The organism is Bradyrhizobium glycinis (assembly GCF_016031655.1).
GTDB lineage: Bacteria > Pseudomonadota > Alphaproteobacteria > Rhizobiales > Xanthobacteraceae > Bradyrhizobium > Bradyrhizobium glycinis.
This window is the reverse complement of record NZ_JACCHQ010000005.1, coordinates 168,944-188,093: the sequence shown is the minus strand read 5'-3', so window position 1 is coordinate 188,093 and position 19,150 is coordinate 168,944. Positions and strand designations below refer to the sequence as shown.

Sequence of the window (19,150 nt, the reverse complement as noted above, 5' to 3'; positions counted from 1 at the left end):
TGCTGCAGGGCAATAGGCGCATCCGGATTCGTTTAGCGGATAGACAGGCGGCCCGTCCTCGGCCGATGCTCCGTCCCCGCCGGAATCCATGAGGAGCAAGCCATGACTGCACTCGAAAAAGGCATCACCGCTAACGGCACAGGCTACGGCGGCAAGAGCTGGAACATTCTGGGCCAGGTCTATTTCCCCAAGGCCGTCACCGACTCCACCTTCGCTTTCGAGACCAACAGCGATCCCGGCCAGTTCGTGCCGGTGCACATCCATCCGACACAGGACGAGTTCATCCTGGTGCAGGAGGGTACGCTCGATCTCAAGCTTGACGGCCAATGGGTCAAGGCTCATGCCGGCGACCTCGTGCGCATGCCCCGCGGCATTCCGCACGGCTATTTCAACAAGTCCGACAAGCCGTGCCGCGCGCTGTTCTGGGTCTCGCCGATGCAGAAGCTGGAGGCGCTGTTCAACCAGTTGCACAATCTGACCGACCCAGCGGAAGTCGTGCGCATCTCGGCGCTGCATGAGGTCGACTTCCTGCCGCCCGAGGCCAACGACTAGCCGTCGCCGCTTCCTCCGCTTTCATCTGCCTGCAGCCCGGCCGGCCGCGCCTTGCGGCCGAACGCGGCCGCTTGCGCGCCAAACACATCGAGCAATCCCATGGTCAGCCCAAAACATGTCTGCGTGATCGGCGCCGGCGTCTCCGGCCTTGCCGCCGCGAAAGCATTCTCCACCCGAGGCCACCGCGTCACGATCGTCGAGCGCAGCTCGGATCTCGGCGGCGTCTGGGAGCCGGCGCGCTCCTACCCCGAGGTGCAGACCCAGAGCCCGAAGGAGCTCTACCGCTACACCGACCGCGCCATGCCGGAGGCCTATCCGGAATGGCCGACCGGGCCGCAGGTCCACGCCTACCTCGCCGATTATGCCAAGAGCTTCGGCCTCGACCGCATGCTGCGGCTCAACACCGAGGTCGCCGGCATGGCGCGCCGTGCCGACGGCAGGCCGGGATGGACGCTTGCCTCGAAGGGCAACAACGGCACGACCACGAGCGAGGATTTCGATTTCGTCGCGGTCTGCACCGGCCAGTTCAACGAGCCGCGCGAGCTGCACTGCCCCGGCGAGGACGGCTTTCTGGCGCAGGGCGGCCAGATCCTGCACTCGTCGAAATACGGTGATCCGACACTGGCGAAGGGACGCCGCGTCGTCGTGCTCGGCGGCTCGAAGTCCGCAACCGACATCGCCGTGAATGCGGTGAAGTCAGGCGCCCGTGAGGTCACGATCGTGATGCGGGAGCCGGTCTGGCGCATTCCCTATTTCATCGGCGGTCTCGTGAACTTCAAGCGCATCCTCTACATCCGCGCGCAGGAGGAGATGTTTCCGGGCTGGGGCATCGGCGCGATGGGGCGGCTCGCGCATCGCATCGCCGCGCCGCTGGTCTGGGCCAACTGGCGCGGGCTGGAGAGCCTCTTGAAGGCGCAGCTCAAGCTCGGCCGCTGCAACATGGTGCCGAAGGAGCGGATCGAGGACGGCGTCAACTGTTCGGTGCCGATCGCAACGCCGGGCTTCTATCCGATGGTCGCCGACGGCCGCATCAAGGCCGTGTTCGGCACGTTCGACCATTATGAAGGCGACAGCATCGTGATGAGCGGCGGCGAGCGCGTGGGCGCCGACGTCGCCGTGCTCGCGATCGGCTACAAGCTCGGCGTGCCCTTCCTGCCCGAGGCCTATCAAGCGAAGCTGGTCGATGCCGACGGGCAGTACCGGCTGTATCGCCTGATTGCCAACCCCGATCTGCCGGAGCTCGGCTTCGTCGGCTTCAACTCCTCGTTCTGCACCGTGCTCTGCGCCGACCTCGCCGCGAACTGGCTGGTGCGCTATGCCGACGGCCAGCTCGCCAACCAGCCGACGGCGCAGGCGATGCGCGACAACATCGAGATGATGCTGCACTTCAAGCGCGTCGAGCGACCGGCCGCCGGCGTGTACGGCGGCCTGTGCGTCGCCCCCTATCACTACCGCCATTTCGACGAGTTGATGGCCGACATCGGCGCGAAGCAGCAGAAACGCGGCGGACTCGCGGGGCGCTTCCAGCCGCCGGATGCGGATGCATACGCCAAGTTCCTGGCGACGGCGCCGGACTACCGGGCGGCGTGAGAGGAGAATTGCGGCAGCTCGCCTCCGACGTTTACGATCTCGCTGGCCATCGAATCGACGGGAACCAGCCATGGGATCGAGACGACTTGCGGCCGCGGCCCTTGCGACTGTTGCCTTCTTCGTCGCGGCGCCCGCCATTGCGCAGAAGGCGGCGCCGACGCCACAGCAATCGGAGGCGCTCGCGGCTTACGAGCGCGCGCTCGGCGACTTCAAATTCATCCTCGCCGAGCGGCGGCGCCAGATCGAGGCGAAGGAGCCGCTGCCGAACCTGCCGGGACAGGCGCTCTATCTCGCGCGGGTCGCTGTCATCAGTGCTTACAAGGACCTCACCGACGTCATGCCATCGCGGATCGGCCGGCCGAACAAGTTCGAGATTCCTCCGGCCTATTTCGATGCCGAGATCGAGCCGCTGGTCGACGAATACGGAAGGCTGTTCGACCTCATGGAGGCGCCGCCAGCCAGCGCGCAAAGCTCGCCGACGCCGTTCAAGGACGTCGTCGATCTCGCCGTTGCGATTGCGCGCGTCAAGGGCCTCGTCGGCGAACATGCCGAAGCCGCCGGGCGGATCAGCCTCGGGCTGTTCTTTGCGGAGACCAACGGCAAGCAGAACGTCCGCAACGCACGCTCGAACACCTATATGGGCAGCTTCCAGACCGGCCCCTCCGAAGACCGCAACGGCCGGCGGAAATGGGAGGCCATCAAGAACGACATCGCCGCGATCGATCCGCACCTGAGCGCGCGCGACGACAACGAGGAGGCGCGCGCCCGCGGCACCGACCACCGTTTCAACCACTGGACCAACGTGCGCGACGGCCTGATGAACGCGCACGCCGATCTGTTTCGTGAGATCCCGAAAATCGTGAAGACGCTGCCGGACCCGATCGACCAGATGAAGGTGTTCGAGCTGATCCAGATCGTTCCGACCCCGACACGGTCCGCGCTCAAATCGGGCGATCTCCTGAACTACCGGGTGTCCAGCCCCACGATCATGAAGCACCTGCGCAACAACAGCATCTTTGCGTTCGGACGGGCCGACCGGGCGAAAACCTCGGCAAGTTACCGCGAGATCCTCGCTGCGATGTGGCTGTTCAACCGGAAGTTCGAGAAAGCGATGGCGAAATACGCGGAGATCAGGGCGCGCTGAGGAAGCGGGTTGCAACTGCCAGCTCAGGTTGTAGTCTCGCGGTGGCATCAATCACGCGGATCTTTCCATGCGCATTCTCGTTCTCGGCGGCAGCCAGTTTCTCGGCCGGGCGATCGCGAGCCATGCTTGCGCTGGCGGTCATGACGTGACCTGCGCGGCCCGCGGACTTGCGGGGCCAATTGCCGCCGGCGCCCGCTTCGTGCGGATCGACCGCGACCTAGCCGACGGACTTGCGCCGCTCGCCGGCGAGACATTCGACGCCGTGGTCGATGTCGCGCGTCATCCCGGCCAGGTCCGTCGCGCGGTCGCAGCGCTGAAGCGGCCGAGCGTGCATTGGACCTTCGTCTCGACGATCAGCGTCTACGCCGACAACCGCACCCCGGGGCAACGCGCCGACACCGCGCCGCTGCGCGAGCCTGTTGCGGGAGAGATCGAGCACAGCACCGAGGCGATCTACGGCGCCGCCAAGGTCGCCTGCGAACAGGCGGTCGGCGATGATGCCTTCATCTGCCGCGCCGGCCTGATCGCAGGGCCTGAGGACCCGACCGGACGGTTCGCCTACTGGCCGGCGCGGCTTGCGCGCGGCGGCGAGGTGCTGGCGCCGGGATCGCCGGAGGATGCGGTCCAGTTCGTCGACGTGCGCGATCTCGCGCAGTGGATCGTGCATGCGGCAGAGTCCGGTCTCTCCGGCATCTATGACGGGATCGGGCCGATCCGCACGCGCGGCGAATTCCTGAGCGAATGCGCATCCGCGCTGAACGCGTCCTGCACCTTCACCTGGGCCGATCGCGCCTTTCTGGAAGCGCATGACGTCAGGCGTTGGGCGGGCGCGCGGTCCTTGCCGATGTGGCTGCCATTGCCGGACTACGCCGGCTTCCTGACGCGCGATACCTAGCCGGCGCGCGCGGCCGGATTGACCTCGCGACCGCCGGGAGACACTGCGCGCGATACGCTTGATTGGCTCCGCGCCAGCAACGGGCCGGTGATCGGACTGACGGCTGAAGAAGAGAGGGATGTGCTCGCGGCGTGGCGCGCGCACCAGCCCTAGGTGCGGATGGGCTGATCGTTCGCCGGTGAAAAAAACGCCTTGTCGTGACAAATCTGTCAGAAGCCACACAGCCGTTTGCAGTGCAAGGCCCGTGACCGCCATGGCTATGGTGTTCCACGATCGTGCATTTGTTGGTAGCCTGCCGCACCGACAGACAGCAATCGGGGACCACCGAATGACGCGCGCGAATCCCACCTCTCCCGCACGACGCAATGAAGCGCGGATGCGTATCGGGCAGGTCCTTTCCGCTGCAACCGCCCTGATCATGCTCGCCGGCTGCGAGGACAAGAACACATTCGTGGCGCCGCCGCCGCCGAAGGTGGACGTCGCGACGCCGGTGCAGCGCCCCGTGACGCGCTACATCGAGGCTACCGGCAACACGGCGCCGATCAAGAGCGTCGATCTCGTCGCACGCGTGCAGGGTTTTCTGCAAACGATCGACTATCAGGACGGCACGTTCGTCAAGCAGGGCACCCAGCTGTTCACGATCGAGCCCGAGACCTACAAGCTCAAGCTCGAACAGGCGCAGGCGGCCGAGGTGGGCGCACAGGCCTCGCTCCGGCAGGCGGAAGCCGACTACAAGCGGCAGGCCGAGCTGGTGCAGCGCCAGGCCGTCTCGCAAGCCACGCTCGACACCTCGACCTCGAACCGCGACAACGCGCAGGCCAATTTGCAGCAGGCCCAGGCCAACACCAGGCTCGCCGAGGTCAATTACGGCTACACCAAGGTCACGGCGCCATTCGACGGCATCGTCAGCGCCCACATGGTCTCGATCGGCGAGCTCGTCGGCGTTTCCTCGCCGACCCAGCTCGCCACCATCGTCGCGATGGACCCGATCTATGTGAACTTCACCGTCAACGAGCAGGACGTGCTGCGCATCCGCGCCGAGGCGACCCGGCGCGGACTGACGCCCGCCGACATGAAGCAATTCCCGATTCAAGTGGGGCTGCAGACCGAAACCGGCTATCCGCATGAGGGCAAGCTCGACTACGTCTCGCCAACCCTCAACCAGTCGACCGGCACGCTGGCGGTGCGCGGCCTCGTCCCCAACGACAAGCGGGTGCTGCTGCCCGGCTACTTCGTCCGCGTCCGGGTGCCCTTCGACCAGGAGAAGAGCGCCCTGCTCGTTCCCGACACCGCGCTCGGCAGCGACCAGGGCGGCCGCTATCTCCTCGTCGTCAATGGCGACAACGTCGTCGAGCAGCGCAAGGTGCAGATCGGCCCCGTCGACAACGGCCTGCGCGTAATCGAGAGCGGCCTGAAGCCGGAGGACCGCGTCGTGACCGCGGGGCTCTTGCGCGTCATCCCGGGCCAGAAGATCGACCCGCACATGACGAAGATCGAGCAGACGCAGGCCTCGAGCAAGTAAAGGCTGCCAGCCATGATCTCAAAGTTCTTCATCGAGCGGCCGGTCCTCTCGAACGTCATCGCGCTCCTGATGATCCTGATCGGCGGCGTCGCGCTGTTCAACCTCGCCATCGCGCAATACCCCGACGTGGTGCCGCCGACCGTACAGGTCACCACGCGCTATCCGGGCGCCAGCGCCAAGACCGTAATCGACACCGTGGCGCTGCCGATCGAGCAGCAGGTCAACGGCGTCGAGGACATGCTGTACATGCAGTCCTACAGCGGCTCCGACGGCACCTACACGCTGACCGTCACCTTCAAGATCGGCACCGACCTCAACTTCGCACAGGTGCTGGTGCAGAACCGCGTCTCCAGCGCATTGTCTCAATTGCCGCAGGCGGTGCAGAACCAGGGCGTCACCGTGCAGAAGCGGTCGACCTCGATCCTGCTGTTCGTGACGCTGACCTCGCCGGATGCGAGGTATGACAGCCTTTACTTGAGCAACTACGCCACCATCAACATCCGCGACGAGCTCTCCCGCCTGCCCGGCGTCGGCAACGTCACCGTGTTCGGCGCCGGCCAGTACTCGATGCGGATCTGGCTCGATCCCAACAAGCTGCAGGTGCGAGGCCTGGTGCCGCAGGACGTCATCAACGCAATCCAGCAGCAGAGCCAGCAGGTTTCCGCCGGCCAGGTCGGCGCGCCGCCGACGCCGCCGGGACAGGCGTTCCAGTACACGCTGAACGTCAACGGACGGCTCGACGACGCCGGCCAGTTCGAGAACATCATCGTCAAGACCGGATCGAGCGGCGACGTCACGCGGGTGCGCGACGTCGGCTGGGTCGAGCTCGGCGCGCAGACCTACAGCCAGATCTTCTCGCTCAACAAGCAACCCGCGGTCGGCATCGGCGTATTCCAATCGCCTGGCGCCAACGCGCTCCAGGTCGAGCAGGCGGTCGAGAAAAAGATGGCGGAGCTCGCCAAGCGCTTTCCCGAAGGTATCAAGTACGACACGCCGTTCGACACCACCAAGTTCGTCGAAGCCTCGGTGCACGAGGTCTACATGACCTTGATCGAGGCCGGCCTGCTGGTACTGGTCGTCATCCTCGTTTTCCTGCAGGACTGGCGCGCGATGCTGGTGCCGGCGACGACCGTGCCTGTCACCATCATCGGCGCCTTCGCGGCCATGGCGGCACTCGGCTTCACCATCAACATGTCGACGCTGTTCGCGATCGTGCTCGCGATCGGCATCGTGGTCGACGACGCCATCGTCGTGGTCGAGGGCGCCGCCCACAACATCGAGCAGGGCATGAACGGCCACGACGCCGCGATCCGCGCGATGGACCAGCTGTTCGCGCCGATCGTCGGAATCACGCTGGTGCTGATCTCCGTGTTCCTGCCGGCCTCGTTCCTCGCCGGACTGACGGGGCGCATCTATTCGCAATTCGCGCTTGTCATCGCCGCGACCGCGCTGCTCTCCGCCATCAACGCCGCGACCTTGAAGCCGACGCAATGCGCGCTGTGGCTGCGGCCGGCGGTGCCGCCGGAGCAGCGCAATTTCTTCTATCGCGGCTTCAATGCGGTCTACAACCGCGTCGAGCGCGGTTACACCAGGCTGATCACGTTCCTGGTGAAGCACGCCACCATCTCGGTCGCGTTCGCCCTGCTGGTCATCGCAGCCAGCGGCTATGGCCTGTCGCGGGTGCCGACCGGCTTCCTGCCGATCGAGGACCAGGGCTATCTGATCGCCGCCGTGCAGCTGCCCGACGGCGCCGCGCTGGAGCGGACGCAAGCCGTGCTCGACAAAGCAAGCGGGCTAATCAAGGAGACGCCTGGCGTCGCACAGGTCATCACCATCGCCGGCATCTCTGCGCTCGACAACAGCGCCAGCCTTGCCAATGCCGGCGTCGCCTACATCATCCTGAAGGACTGGGACGCCCGCAAAGGGCCCGGCGAGGATCTGCGCTCGCTGGTCTTCGGGCTCAACGACAAGCTCGCGACCATCATGGAGGCGCGCACAATCGTGCTGCCGCCGCCGCCGATCCAGGGCATCGGCAACGCCGCCGGCTTCTCGATGCAGGTCGAGCTGCGCGACGGCAACAGCGACTTCGCCAAGCTGCAGGCGATCACCGGCGCGATGGTCTCCAACGCTCAGAGCCAGAGCGCGCTGCAGCGCGTGCAGTCCTCGTTCCGCTCCTCGGTGCCGCAATTCAACGTCGAGATCGACCGGATCAAGACCCAGACGCTGCACGTGACGACGGACCAGGTGTTCTCGGCGCTGTCGACCTATCTCGGCTCGTCCTATGTCAACCAGTTCAACAAGTTCGGCCGCGTGTTCCAGGTCTACACCCAGGCCGATCCCGCCTTCCGCGTCACCGAGCGCGACATCGCCAACATGCAGGTGCGCAACTCGAACGGCGACATGATCCCGATCGGCACCGTCGCCACGATCACGCCGGCCACCGGCCCGTCGCTGATCAGCCTCTACAATCTCTATCCATCCTCGACCGTAATCGGCCTGCCGGCGCAGGGCTATTCGTCGGGCCAATCATTGAAGCTGATGGAGGAGATCGCGGACAAGACGCTGCCGCCCGGCACCGGCTATGAATGGACCGCGATGTCCTACCAGGAGAAGGCTGTCTCGAATCAGATCTACTGGGTGTTCGGGCTCGCCATGCTGCTGGTCTATCTCGTGCTCGCCGGCCAGTACGAGAGCTGGTACGCGCCGATCTCGGTGATCCTCGCGGTGCCGCTGTCGCTGCTCGGACCGATGCTGATCCTCTCCGCCCTCAAGATTGACAACAACCTCTATTGCCAGATCGGCCTGATCCTCCTGATCGCGCTGTCGGCCAAGAACGCCATCCTGATCGTCGAGGTCGGGCTCGAGCTGCATGGCCGCGACGGCAAGCCGATCCTGGAATCCGCGATCGAGGCGGCGCGTGCCCGCTTCCGCCCGATCCTGATGACGTCGTTCGCCTTCATCCTCGGCGTCGTCCCCCTGGTGCTCGCCACCGGCGCCGGCGCCAGCGCACGCAAGTCGATCGGCATCACAGTGTTCTCCGGGATGCTGGCCTCGACCTGCCTTGCGGTGCTGTTCGTGCCGGCGTTCTTCGTGGTGGTGCAACGCTTCGAGAACTGGCGGGCGGGCAAGAAGGCGGTGAAGGTTGCGGAAGTGAAACCGTAAGAATTGGTTTGGAGTAGCGGCGCAGCGGGCGCAGTGTAACCTCTCCCGCTTGCAGGAGAGAGGGCGCACCGCCCGGACTGATGTAGCTTGCCCTACCCCTTCTCCGCCGGAGCCGGCCGCGCTTCGCCGCTCGACACCAGCAGCACCGAGACCTTCGACTGCCTGAGCACGGCGTCCGCGACGCCGCCGAAGGAGAGGTGATCGGCCTGGATGCGATCGACGCCCATCACGACGAGATCGACGTCGGTCGTCTCGATCTCGCGCAGGATCGCGGCCTCCGGCGCGCGGTTCACCCGCAGCGTGGTGGTGATATCGACGTCGTAGCGGGCGGCGAGATCGCTGGCGTCCTTGAGGATACCCGTCTCCTGGCTCAGTCCGCGCGAAGCGCCACGCTGCGCGCCCTTGTCGCGCGTCGTCGCCACGTAGATCACCCGGAGCGAGCCCGATCCGGCCTGCGCCAGCGCGACCGCGACCTCGGCACCGCGCTTGGAGACGCCGCTGCCGGAGACCGGAACGAGGATGTTGAGCGCTTCGGGCATCGGCTGCTTCAGGTGCCTGCCCTTGGCCGCCACGATCGCGAGCGGTCCTTCGAATTCCGCGGCGATGTCGTCGATCCTCCGATCGAAACGGTCCTTGGTCGCGGTCACCTTGTCGATGCCGACCACCAGGAGATCGAAGCCTTTGCGTGCCTCGTCGGCGATGGTCTCGCCGAGCTCTGCCTGCCTCGCACGGGTGACGACATCGACGTTGCCGGCGTCTCCTTCGGATTTGACGGACACCGCCTCGGCGGCCTTCTTCACCACGGCTTCGTGGCTGTCCGCCTCGTCGCGCGCCTTCTGCTGCTCCCGGGGCGGCTTGCCGATGTGCAGCACCGTGATCGGCAGGCCGCGCATGCCGACGATCAGGCCCGCGACGTGGGCGGCGAATCTGGCGTTGACGCTTTCGTCCACCGCCAGCAGGGGACGCTCGAGATTGGCGACGAAGCCGCGTCGCTCAAACTCCTCGCGCTCGAGGCGCTCCTTCTCGTCCTGGTTCATCGGCAGCCTCGCCAGCGCTGCGCGCAGCATCGGCGGCATCGCCATCGTGGTCACGATCGCCATGGTCACGATCATCGTGAACAGGTTCTGGCTGAGCACGCCGATGGAAAGGCCGATGGTGGCGATGATCACCTCGGTCGAGCCGCGCGCGTTCATGCCGCTCGCGAGCGCCAGCGACTCCCGGGTGGTCAGTCCGCCCACGGTGCCGCCGAGGAACGCGCCGCCGAACTTGCCGACGCTGGCGATCACGACCAAGAGGCCGGTGAGCATCAGGAGATTGGGATCGCGCAGCACCGATAGATCGGCGGCTAGGCCCGCGAGGCCGAAGAACACCGGCATGAAGAAGCTCGAGATCAACCCGCGCAGGCGCTCATCGATCTGCCGCGTCAGGATCGGGGACTCGCCGACCAGGATGCCGGCGACGAAGGCACCCAGCACGGTATGGACGCCGATCAGATGCGTGATCAGCGCCATGATCCCCATCAACAGCAGAATCACCGTGATGACGGCCGCCGCGCTGACGAGATTATCGTTGGCCCAGCGGATCAATTGGAACACCAGGCGGCGGCCGATGGTGAAGCTGACGGCAAGGAAGGCGAGCGTGCCGAGCACGGCCTTCGCCACCGAGGCGATATCGAGCGTGCCGTGCGAGGCTAGACTGAAGATGACGGCGATGATGATCCAGCCGATGGTGTCGTCGATCACGGCGGTCGCGACGATGATCTGCCCGACATTGCGGCGCATGAAGTTCATCTCGCGCACCACGACGGCGACGATCTTCACCGAGGAGATCGACAGCGCCGTGCCCATGAACAGCGAGGCGACCAGGCGCGCATGCGGATTGGGCAGCAGCGCATCGGGGAGGAACTCGCCGAGCGCGAAACCGCAGGCGAAGGGCACGAGAATGCCGGCGATCGAGATCGCAATCGCGGCCCTGCCGACCTTGCGGACCAGCTTGAGGTCGGTCTCCATGCCGGTCAGCAATAGCAGCAGCAGGATGCCCACCTGCGCGATGCCGTCGAGCATCGCCTTCTGCTCGGGCGTCTTGGGAAAGATCGCGGCTTGCGCCTCCGGCCAGATCCAGCCGAACAGCGACGGGCCCAGGATGATGCCGGCGAGCAATTCGCCGATCACCGAGGGCTGGCCGATGCGCTGCATGATCTCGCCGAGACCGCGGCCGACCGCGAGCAGCAGCACGATCTGCAGGATCAGGAGGGATTCCGAGGGACCGGATTTGCCCGCTTCTGCGGCCGCCGCAATGGTGGTGAGCACGAGCGCCGCAGGGACGAGGCCGACGGATCGGAGCAGGCGCGATCGCATGCAGGTGGTTTTTCCCCTTCATCTGCCCCGTGTCGGGGCAAAGGAATAGAACCCGCGGAAGGCGGAGCGGGTTCCGCCGCGCAGGGCGGGTTTAGGGAGCGAAAACAAAAAGTGCGAAAACAACCCCATGCACAGTAGGGACGGGGTTGAAAAGGCTTGAGAAATTTCGGTCTTGCCGAAGCGACTTGTGCCGTCGGGCAAAACAGGGGCATAATGGCATGATTGGGTGAGTGAGCGATCGGCCGCAGCATCCTTCCGTGGAAAAATTCTGGATTGCTTCGTCGCAAGGGCTCCTCGCAATGACGGTGGAGAGAGTCCCGTCGCCTCATTTCCCTCTCGTGCCCCGGACGCGGCGCAGCGCCCCCGGCGATGCGAAGCATCGTCCGGTGCGGTGCGCTGCAGAGCCGGGGCCCATGCGACACGGGAATTCGCAGCCTCTGGGTCCCGGATCGGCGCGCGCTTGAGGCGCGCTTGTCCGGGACACGGGACCTCACACCGCCTGCGGCGTCCGGATCTCGCGCGGCAGGATCAGTGCGGCGGCGATGGCGAGCAGGCAGAGGGCGGCGAAGGCGTGCAGCATGGTGACGAAGCCGCCCTGCTCGTAGAGCCAGGCGACCAGACCGACGGAGGCGCCGGCCGCGGTGAAGCCGACGAAATAGCGCACGGCATAGGCGCGCGAGCGCCACTCTTCCGTGGTGTACTTGCCGACCATGGCATCGTTCACCGTGACCTGACCGAAGGCGCCCATGACGATGCCGATCGAGACCAGGATCAGCGGCAAATTGTTCAGGCTGGCGGCGAGATACAGGAACGGCGCCAGCATGAAGGACAGCGGCAGCGCCACCGTCTTCAGCGAATAGCGGTCGAGCAGCCGGCCGATCGTGTATTGCGTCATCGCGCCAAACACGTAGACGCCGGCCGCGATGACCCCGAGCAGCGCCGGGCTCTTGGTCAGGTCCGTAAGCCGCTCGGCGAACAGCTTTGGCAGCGCAACGGTGACGGCGTTGAAGGTCGTGGAGATCGCGATCACCACGATCAGCAGCGCCAGGATCACGCGCCACATGTCCCCTTTGGCGACCCGGGCCTGCGCCGCGGCCTGCTTACTGCCCTTGCGGTCCTCGTGCACGACGCTCAGCGCGAAGCCGATGCCGATCAGGACGGTGACCGCGCCGGGAACGATGAAGGCGAAGCGCCAGCCGAAATATTGGCCGATCACGCCGGTCGCCAGGGCCGACGAGGCCACGCCGAGATTGCCCCAGACGCCGTTGATTCCCATCTCGCGGCCGAGCCGGTCGGCATAGGACACGATCATGGCGGTGCCGACGGGGTGATAAATCGAGGCGAAAATGCCGATCGCGAGCAACGCAGCGCAGAGCTGCACGGGGGTCTGCACGAAGCCGACCGCGACCATGGAGAGGCCGATGCCGACGAAGAAGATCAGCATCATGTGGCGGCGGCTCCAGCGATCGCCCAGCCAGCCGGTGAGCAGCGAGCCCGCGCCGAAGGCGACGAAGCCCGGCGTCGCGTAAGGCAAGAGTTCCGAATAGGCCATGCCGAGCGCCGGACCCATGATGATGACAGCGGCGGCGAAGATCAGCATCGAATAATGGTCGATGAAATGACCTGCGTTGACGAAACCGATGACCCGGCTGGGGCTGTTCATTCGGCGAGTCCTCTCCTGCTCCGAAATGCGTTATATGTCCTCTCTATGACGAGATGCCGCCAATGACTGTCTTGAACAGGCCAATCTTGGAAACGCCAAGCTTGGAAACGCCAATCCTGCGGGAGGTCCGCAGCAACCACCGCTCGCCCGCGGGCGTGCATCTGGTCGCCCGCGACTATCCCAAGGGGATGCGGATCGATCTGCACATGCACCGCGAGGCGCAGCTGATCTATGCGGCAAAGGGCACGATGCAGGTGACGACGCCCGCCGGACGCTGGCTGGTGCCGCCGGACCGCGCGGTCTGGGTGCCGGCCGGGCTCGAGCACGCCATCGACCTGCTCGCCGACATCGAGATGCGCACGCTGTATTTCGACCTGTCCTGGCTGAAGCGCGAGCAGCGCTCTGACGGCCTGACCAGGGAATTCGTGGTGCGGGTATCGCCGCTGCTCAATCAGGCGATCCTCGCGCTGTTCGACGGGCGCAGCACCGAGGAGCGCACCGAGCTCTTGGTGCGCCTGGTGCTGCTGGAATTGCACCAGGCCGAGGATTCCGCGACCTTCGTGCCGCTGCCCCGCGAAGTTCGCTGCCGCCGCGCCGCGATGATCGTGCTCGACGACCCAACCGGCCTGTACGACATCGACACGCTGGCGCGCGAGGTCGGAACCTCCGGGCGGACCTTGTCGCGGCTGTTTTCGAGCGAGACGCAGTTGAGCTTCAAGAGCTGGTGCCAGAGGGCACGGATTGCGGCGGCGATCCAGCTTCTGTCGACGGACGCCAACGTGTCGGTGAAGCAGCTGGCGACCCAGCTCGGCTATGCCAGCGTACCGGCGTTCTCGGCCGCGTTCCGCCAGGTGACGGGACGGACGCCGACGGAGTTTGCGGGGAAGGGGTAGCCCCAATCTCGTCATTGCGAGGAGCGAAGCGACGAAGCAATCCAGAATGCCGCCGAGGAGGGATTCTGGATTGCTTCGCTGCGCTCGCAATGACGGAGGATGTGGCGGCCGCCGCCTTCCCAAATGCCACCGCACGCTCCGCCCCCTTCCCCGGCTCCGCCCGGCATGACACCATTCTCCCAACGCACGGCCCAACGAAAGATGCCGCATTCGCCTGCTTGATTGTGATCGGCTTGCACCCAAATCCCGTGTAAGCTCCCGCAACGCACAGACCTGATACGAAAGCCCAGATGGCCAACGCCTTCTTCTCCGACCTGCTTGCCACCATCTCCGAGCGCGGGCGCACGTTGCTTCGCCGGGGGGACGCTGCCGCTACCAAGCGTGATGCCGACGGACTGCTCGAGCTCTGCGATGCGCTGCTGTCGGGCCGGGGCGAAGCCTCCGGCACCGCGATGGCGCGCGAGGTCCTCGACATCTACCGGGAGCTGGACGCGGCGGGACGCCGCGCCTTCTTCGAGGGATTGGTGCGCGATTTCGGCCCCGATCGGGAGCGCCTGTCCAAGGCGATCGAGACATGGCGGGCCGCCCCCAGCGACGAGGACGCAAGCTCGCTGCACTTCGCTTCCGAGCCGCGCCGGCAGGAGCTGATCCGGCGGCTCAACCGCGCGCCCGGCGGTACCGGCGATCTCGTCAACATGCGCGCCGATCTGCTCGGCATGATGAACGGGCACACCGATCTCGCCGCGCTCGATCGCGACGTCTCGCATCTTCTTTCTTCGTGGTTCAACAGGGGGTTTCTCGTGCTGCGCAGGATCGACTGGTCGACCCCGGCCAACATCCTCGAAAAGATCATCCGTTACGAAGCCGTGCACGAGATCTCGGACTGGGACGATCTGCGCCGCCGCATCGATCCGGTCGACCGGCGCTGCTACGCCTTCTTCCATCCTGCGATGGTGGACGAGCCCCTGATCTTCGTCGAGGTGGCGCTGACCGAGACGATCCCCGGCGCGATCCAGCCCCTGCTCGCGGTCGACCGCCAGCATCTGCCGATCGAGCGCGCGCGCACCGCCGTGTTCTATTCGATCTCCAACACCCAGCGCGGCCTGGGCGGCATCTCCTTCGGCAGCTTCCTGATCAAGCAGGTGGTGGAAGAGCTGCGCCGCGAGCTGCCGAAGCTCGACACCTTCGTCACGCTGTCGCCGGTGCCGGGCTTCATGGCCTGGGTGAAGCAAGACAAGAACTTGCCCCTGTCGGACGAGGATCGCGAGGTGCTCAAGCGCCTCGACGATCCCAGATGGTTCGAGAGCCCGGAGACGGCGGCGCTGCTCCGCGCCGTGCTGGAGCCGCTCGCGGCGCACTATTTCCTCAAGGCGCGCACGCCGAAGGGCAAGCTGATCGATTCCGTCGCCCGCTTCCATCTCGGCAACGGCGCGCGGCTGGAGCGAATCAACTGGCTGGGCGACCTCTCGCCCAAGGGCCTGCGCGAGTCCGCCGGCGTCATGGTCAACTACCTCTACCGCCTCGACGACATCGAGAAGAACCACGAGGCCTATGCCAATGACGGCGAGGTCGTGGCGTCCAGCGCGGTGAAGAAGCTGCTGAAGGGCGAGGGGCGACGGCTGCTGGATATGCGGTTGTCGTAAGCGGCATACTCAGTCGTCGTCCCGGACAAGCGAAGCGCAGATCCGGAACCCATAACCACAGGAGATCGTGGTCACGGGGACTCGGAGTTATCAGCTTCGCGAAACGAGGTCTGCCTGGGGTTATGGGTCCCGGATCGGCGCGCGCTTGAGGCGCGCTTGTCCGGGACGACAGCGAGCGTGTGGCGCGGCCGTCCACCCCTACTCCGCCAGCGCCTTCATCTCCTTGTAGAGATCGGACTTGCCTTCGAAGCCGATGCCGGGAAGGTCGGGCATGGTGATGTGGCCGTTCTCGACGCGCACGCCGTCGGGGAAGCCGCCATAGGGCTGGAATAGGTCGGGGTAGCTTTCGTTGCCGCCTAGGCCGAGGCCGGCGGCGATGTTGAGCGACATCTGGTGGCCGCCATGCGGGATGCAGCGGCTGGGGGACCAGCCGTGGGTCTTCAGCACCTCGAGCGTGCGCTGGTATTCGCACAGGCCATAAGACAAGGCGCAATCGAATTGCAGCCAGTCACGGTCCGGGCGCATGCCGCCGTAGCGGATCAGGTTGCGGGCGTCCTGGTGGCTGAAGAGATTTTCGCCGGTCGCCATCGGGCCCGGATAGAATTCGGCGAGCGCGGCCTGCAGCGCGTAGTCGAGGGGATCGCCGGCCTCCTCGTACCAAAACAACGGATAGTCACGCAGCATCTTGGCATAGGCGATGGCGGTCTCCAGGTTGAAGCGGCCGTTGGCGTCGACGGCGAGCTGGGCGTCCTTGCCGATCTCCTTCAGCACCGCCTCGATGCGGGTGCGGTCCTCGTTAATCGGCGCACCACCGATCTTCATCTTGACGACGTTGTAGCCGCGATCGAGATAGCCGCGCATCTCACCGCGCAACATCGAAAGATCCTTGCCGGGATAATAATAGCCGCCGGCGGCATAGACGAAGACGCGCGGATTGGCTTTGACGCCGTGACGCTCGGCGAGCAGGCGGAACAGCGGCTGGCCCGCGATCTTCGCCACCGCATCCCACACCGCCATGTCGATGGTGCCGACTGCGACCGAACGCTCGCCATGACCGCCCGGCTTCTCGTTGGTCATCATCGCGGCCCAGACCTTGTCGGGGTCGAGATTGTCGCCCGCCGCGTTCAGCAGCGACTTCGGATCAGCCTCCGTGATGCGCGCGGCAAAGCGCTCGCGGATCAGGCCGCCCTGCCCGTAACGGCCGTTGGAGTTGAAGCCGTAGCCGACGACGCGCTTGCCGTCGCGGACCACGTCGGTGACGACGGCAACGAGGCTGGTCGTCATCTTCGTGAAGTCGATATAGGCGTTGCGGATCGGCGAGGAGATCGGCTTGGTGATCTCGCGGACGCCGACGATGCGGACGGACATGTTCTCTTTCCTGGCTAGCTCCATCGCTCGTCATGGCCGGGCTTGACGACAGAGTGCGGGTGGACGGGCGTCTATTTCTTATCCCTGAAATACGGCTCGACCGGGCCGTGCACCTTGATGGTCAGCGGGTTGCCGTGGCGGTCCTTGGCGTTGCCGGCGGTGACGCGGACCCAGCCTTCGCTGATGCAGTACTCCTCGACATTGGTCTTCTCGATGCCCTTGAAGCGGATGCCGACGTCGCGCGCCAGGATCTCTGCGTTGTAATAGGGGCTGTTCGGGTCGACCGACAGGCGGTCCGGAAATTCGTCGCTCATGCTTGTCTCGCTCACAACAGGGTTTCGATTCGAGTGCGCAATCCTTCGGGCCGGGCGGTCGGCGCGTAGCGCGCGACCACGCGACCCTTACGGTCCACCAGGAATTTGGTGAAATTCCATTTGATGGCGGCGCCGAGCAGCCCGGATTGCTGGCGTTTCAGGTACTCATACAGAGGATGTGCCTTCGGCCCGTTGACGTCGATCTTCTCGAACAGGGGAAAAGTGACGTCGTAATGGGCCGAGCAGAATTCCTGGATCTCGCTCGCCTGCCCCGGCTCCTGCGCGCCGAACTGGTTGCAGGGAAAGCCGAGCACCGAGAAGCCGCGCGGGGCGAGGTCGCGATAGAGATCCTCGAGGCCGCGATATTGCGGCGTGAAGCCGCATTTGCTCGCGGTGTTGACGATCAAGAGCACCTGCCCCTCGAAACGTCGCAGGGCGACCTCCTCGCCGGCCAGCGAGTTGGCCTTGAAGTCGTAGATATCAGTCATCGCTAGCCCATAGGATCGATCGGCGACGGCGGCACGCCGCCGGCCTCGATCGCTTCGCCCGCGAGCAGGCACAGATCCTCGCGATAACGCCCCGAGACGACGTGCACGCCGACCGGCGCCTTGCCGACGAGACCCGTCGAGACGACGAGCCCCGGCAGTCCCATGAAGGGGATCGCGATCTGCGGCAGCTGCGCTTCCCAGACGCGCTTGAAGGAATCTTCGTCCTTGCGGTCGAGATGATCCGGAAACGGCAATTCGCCGGAGACCGGCGTCAGCAGCACGGCGTATTTTTCGAAGAACAGCATCCATTCGCGCGTCAGTGTCGCTCGCCGGGTCAGCGCCTTGGCGTAATTGGTCTGATCCATCGGCGTGACTCGATTGCGGTTGCCGCGGAGGCACGCCAGCGCGCCGGGATCGCCCTCGCGCTCGGCCATCTCCAGCTGCGCCTCATAGCCGTCGCCGAGCCAGAGCTTGATCTGCCATTCGACCGCCTCGCGCATCGGCGGCGTATCCTCGATCACATCGACGGTCCAGCCGGCGCGCTCCAGCCGCTTGCCGGCATCGCTCACCGCGGCCTTCACCTCCGGCGCGGTGGCAAGGCCGCCCGGATTGAGGCAGAGCGCGGCGCGCTTGTCCCGGGTCGGTCCCTGCAGCGGCACCGGCGCGAACCAAGGATCGCGGATGTCGCGGGCCGACATGGCCTCGAGCGAAATTCTGAGATCATTCACCGTGCGCGCCAGCGGGCCCGAGACCGCCATGATTTGCGGCCCGATCGGTCGCTCCGGCAGCGCCGGATTGAAGGCGGGAATGCGGCCGAGCGTCGGGCGCAGACCGTGCACGCCGCAAGCATAGGCGGGATAACGGATCGAGCCGGCGATGTCGGTGCCGTGGGCGATGTGGCCGATGCCTGCCGCGACCGCCGAGCCGGCGCCGCCGGAGGAGCCGCCCGGGGTCAGCGAAGCGTCGCGGGGGTTCTTGGTGTCGCCGTGGATGAGATTGGTGGTGAACCAGCGATAGGAGAAGGCCGGGCAATTGGTGCGGCCGAGCAGGATGGCGCCCGATTTACGGAAATTGGCGACGACCGGATTGTCCTCGCGGGCGATCAGGTCGCGCTGCAGCTTCAGGCCGTTGGTGGTGGCAAAGCCTTCCTGGTCGACATTGGCCTTGATGGTCACGGGCACGCCGGCGAGGACGCCGGGGTCCTCACCCCGGCTAATTGCGGCATCGACGGCATCGGCCTGCTTGAGCACGTCCTCCGGCCGGTGGTCGATCACCGCGTTGAGCTGGGGATTGACGGCGTCGAGCCGCGCGAGACCGGCCTTGGCGGCCTCGCTGGCGGACACCTTTTTGGACCTGACGAGGGTGGCGAGGTCGGCGGCCGACAGGCGCCAGAGATCTTGCATGGCTTGCTCCGTATGACCGGCGTCTTTTAGCGCCGGGAACGCGGCAAAGCCATGCGGATTTCGCGGGGGTACCTCCGTCATTGCGAGCGCAGCGAAGCAATCCAGACTGCCGCCGCGGAAAGATCCTGGATTGCTTCGTCGCAAGGGCTCCTCGCA

General features: G+C 65.7%; 14 protein-coding genes. 8 read left to right on the top strand and 6 right to left on the bottom strand.

Annotated elements, in window-relative coordinates:
• Nucleotides 1–102 precede the first annotated feature (102 nt).
• From HZZ16_RS10970 to HZZ16_RS10945, 6 genes are all read left to right on the top strand, one after another.
• A complete protein-coding gene (locus HZZ16_RS10970) occupies nucleotides 103–552 on the top strand; it encodes a cupin domain-containing protein (protein WP_024339447.1) in 450 nt (149 codons plus the stop codon).
• 99 nt (nucleotides 553–651) lie between these two features.
• Entirely contained in the window at nucleotides 652–2,142 is a 1,491-nt protein-coding gene (locus tag HZZ16_RS10965; RefSeq protein WP_197948468.1) for a flavin-containing monooxygenase, read from the top strand.
• A gap of 70 nt (nucleotides 2,143–2,212) precedes the next feature.
• Nucleotides 2,213–3,286: a hypothetical protein gene (locus tag HZZ16_RS10960; protein WP_197948467.1), complete on the top strand. Its 1,074-nt coding sequence runs from the start codon at nucleotides 2,213–2,215 to the stop codon at nucleotides 3,284–3,286.
• Nucleotides 3,287–3,353: 67 nt separating this feature from the next.
• Nucleotides 3,354–4,181 carry an NAD-dependent epimerase/dehydratase family protein gene (locus HZZ16_RS10955; RefSeq protein ID WP_246510071.1) on the top strand — a complete coding sequence of 276 codons (828 nt, stop codon included), beginning with the start codon at nucleotides 3,354–3,356 and terminating at the stop codon, nucleotides 4,179–4,181.
• A gap of 328 nt (nucleotides 4,182–4,509) precedes the next feature.
• Complete coding sequence (locus HZZ16_RS10950; protein ID WP_197948466.1) at nucleotides 4,510–5,703, top strand: efflux RND transporter periplasmic adaptor subunit; 1,194 nt, start codon at nucleotides 4,510–4,512, stop codon at nucleotides 5,701–5,703.
• Between the two features lie 12 nt (nucleotides 5,704–5,715).
• On the top strand, nucleotides 5,716–8,865 hold the full coding sequence (locus HZZ16_RS10945) for an efflux RND transporter permease subunit (RefSeq protein WP_197948465.1): 3,150 nt from the start codon (nucleotides 5,716–5,718) through the stop codon (nucleotides 8,863–8,865).
• A 92-nt stretch (nucleotides 8,866–8,957) separates the two neighbouring features.
• Here the strand turns inward: HZZ16_RS10945 and HZZ16_RS10940 are convergent, their stop codons facing one another.
• Complete coding sequence (locus tag HZZ16_RS10940; RefSeq protein WP_197948464.1) at nucleotides 8,958–11,222, bottom strand: cation:proton antiporter domain-containing protein; 2,265 nt, start codon at nucleotides 11,220–11,222, stop codon at nucleotides 8,958–8,960.
• A gap of 490 nt (nucleotides 11,223–11,712) precedes the next feature.
• Nucleotides 11,713–12,885, bottom strand: a complete 1,173-nt coding sequence (locus HZZ16_RS10935; protein ID WP_197948463.1) for an MFS transporter — start codon at nucleotides 12,883–12,885, stop codon at nucleotides 11,713–11,715.
• 53 nt (nucleotides 12,886–12,938) lie between these two features.
• Here HZZ16_RS10935 and HZZ16_RS10930 point away from each other — a divergent pair, with 53 nt between their 5' ends.
• Together HZZ16_RS10930 and HZZ16_RS10925 are read left to right on the top strand one after the other, a co-directional pair.
• On the top strand, nucleotides 12,939–13,778 hold the full coding sequence (locus HZZ16_RS10930; protein ID WP_197948462.1) for an AraC family transcriptional regulator: 840 nt from the start codon (nucleotides 12,939–12,941) through the stop codon (nucleotides 13,776–13,778).
• 290 nt (nucleotides 13,779–14,068) lie between these two features.
• Complete coding sequence (locus HZZ16_RS10925) at nucleotides 14,069–15,421, top strand: malonyl-CoA decarboxylase (protein WP_197948461.1); 1,353 nt, start codon at nucleotides 14,069–14,071, stop codon at nucleotides 15,419–15,421.
• Between the two features lie 198 nt (nucleotides 15,422–15,619).
• Here HZZ16_RS10925 and tarD read toward each other — a convergent pair whose 3' ends face one another.
• The 4 genes from tarD to HZZ16_RS10905 form a co-directional block, all read right to left on the bottom strand.
• Complete coding sequence (gene tarD / locus HZZ16_RS10920) at nucleotides 15,620–16,789, bottom strand: D(-)-tartrate dehydratase (protein ID WP_197948460.1); 1,170 nt, start codon at nucleotides 16,787–16,789, stop codon at nucleotides 15,620–15,622.
• A gap of 71 nt (nucleotides 16,790–16,860) precedes the next feature.
• The gene (locus HZZ16_RS10915; protein WP_197948459.1) at nucleotides 16,861–17,103 is read right to left on the bottom strand and encodes a DUF3297 family protein; all 243 of its coding nucleotides are present in this window, start codon (nucleotides 17,101–17,103) and stop codon (nucleotides 16,861–16,863) included.
• Between the two features lie 11 nt (nucleotides 17,104–17,114).
• Complete coding sequence (locus HZZ16_RS10910) at nucleotides 17,115–17,591, bottom strand: glutathione peroxidase (RefSeq protein WP_197948458.1); 477 nt, start codon at nucleotides 17,589–17,591, stop codon at nucleotides 17,115–17,117.
• A 2-nt stretch (nucleotides 17,592–17,593) separates the two neighbouring features.
• Entirely contained in the window at nucleotides 17,594–18,994 is a 1,401-nt protein-coding gene (locus HZZ16_RS10905) for an amidase family protein (protein WP_197948457.1), read from the bottom strand.
• Nucleotides 18,995–19,150: the final 156 nt, after the last annotated feature.

Bases quoted from the DNA above. Each gene is read 5' to 3' on its own strand.
- HZZ16_RS10970 (WP_024339447.1), top strand. From the start codon at position 103: ATGACTGCACTCGAAAAAGGCATCACCGCTAACGGCACAGGCTACGGC.
- HZZ16_RS10965 (WP_197948468.1), top strand. From the start codon at position 652: ATGGTCAGCCCAAAACATGTCTGCGTGATCGGCGCCGGCGTCTCCGGC.
- HZZ16_RS10960 (WP_197948467.1), top strand. From the start codon at position 2,213: ATGGGATCGAGACGACTTGCGGCCGCGGCCCTTGCGACTGTTGCCTTC.
- HZZ16_RS10955 (WP_246510071.1), top strand. From the start codon at position 3,354: ATGCGCATTCTCGTTCTCGGCGGCAGCCAGTTTCTCGGCCGGGCGATC.
- HZZ16_RS10950 (WP_197948466.1), top strand. From the start codon at position 4,510: ATGACGCGCGCGAATCCCACCTCTCCCGCACGACGCAATGAAGCGCGG.
- HZZ16_RS10945 (WP_197948465.1), top strand. From the start codon at position 5,716: ATGATCTCAAAGTTCTTCATCGAGCGGCCGGTCCTCTCGAACGTCATC.
- HZZ16_RS10940 (WP_197948464.1), bottom strand. From the start codon at position 11,222: ATGCGATCGCGCCTGCTCCGATCCGTCGGCCTCGTCCCTGCGGCGCTC.
- HZZ16_RS10935 (WP_197948463.1), bottom strand. From the start codon at position 12,885: ATGAACAGCCCCAGCCGGGTCATCGGTTTCGTCAACGCAGGTCATTTC.
- HZZ16_RS10930 (WP_197948462.1), top strand. From the start codon at position 12,939: ATGCCGCCAATGACTGTCTTGAACAGGCCAATCTTGGAAACGCCAAGC.
- HZZ16_RS10925 (WP_197948461.1), top strand. From the start codon at position 14,069: ATGGCCAACGCCTTCTTCTCCGACCTGCTTGCCACCATCTCCGAGCGC.
- tarD (WP_197948460.1), bottom strand. From the start codon at position 16,789: ATGTCCGTCCGCATCGTCGGCGTCCGCGAGATCACCAAGCCGATCTCC.
- HZZ16_RS10915 (WP_197948459.1), bottom strand. From the start codon at position 17,103: ATGAGCGACGAATTTCCGGACCGCCTGTCGGTCGACCCGAACAGCCCC.
- HZZ16_RS10910 (WP_197948458.1), bottom strand. From the start codon at position 17,591: ATGACTGATATCTACGACTTCAAGGCCAACTCGCTGGCCGGCGAGGAG.
- HZZ16_RS10905 (WP_197948457.1), bottom strand. From the start codon at position 18,994: ATGCAAGATCTCTGGCGCCTGTCGGCCGCCGACCTCGCCACCCTCGTC.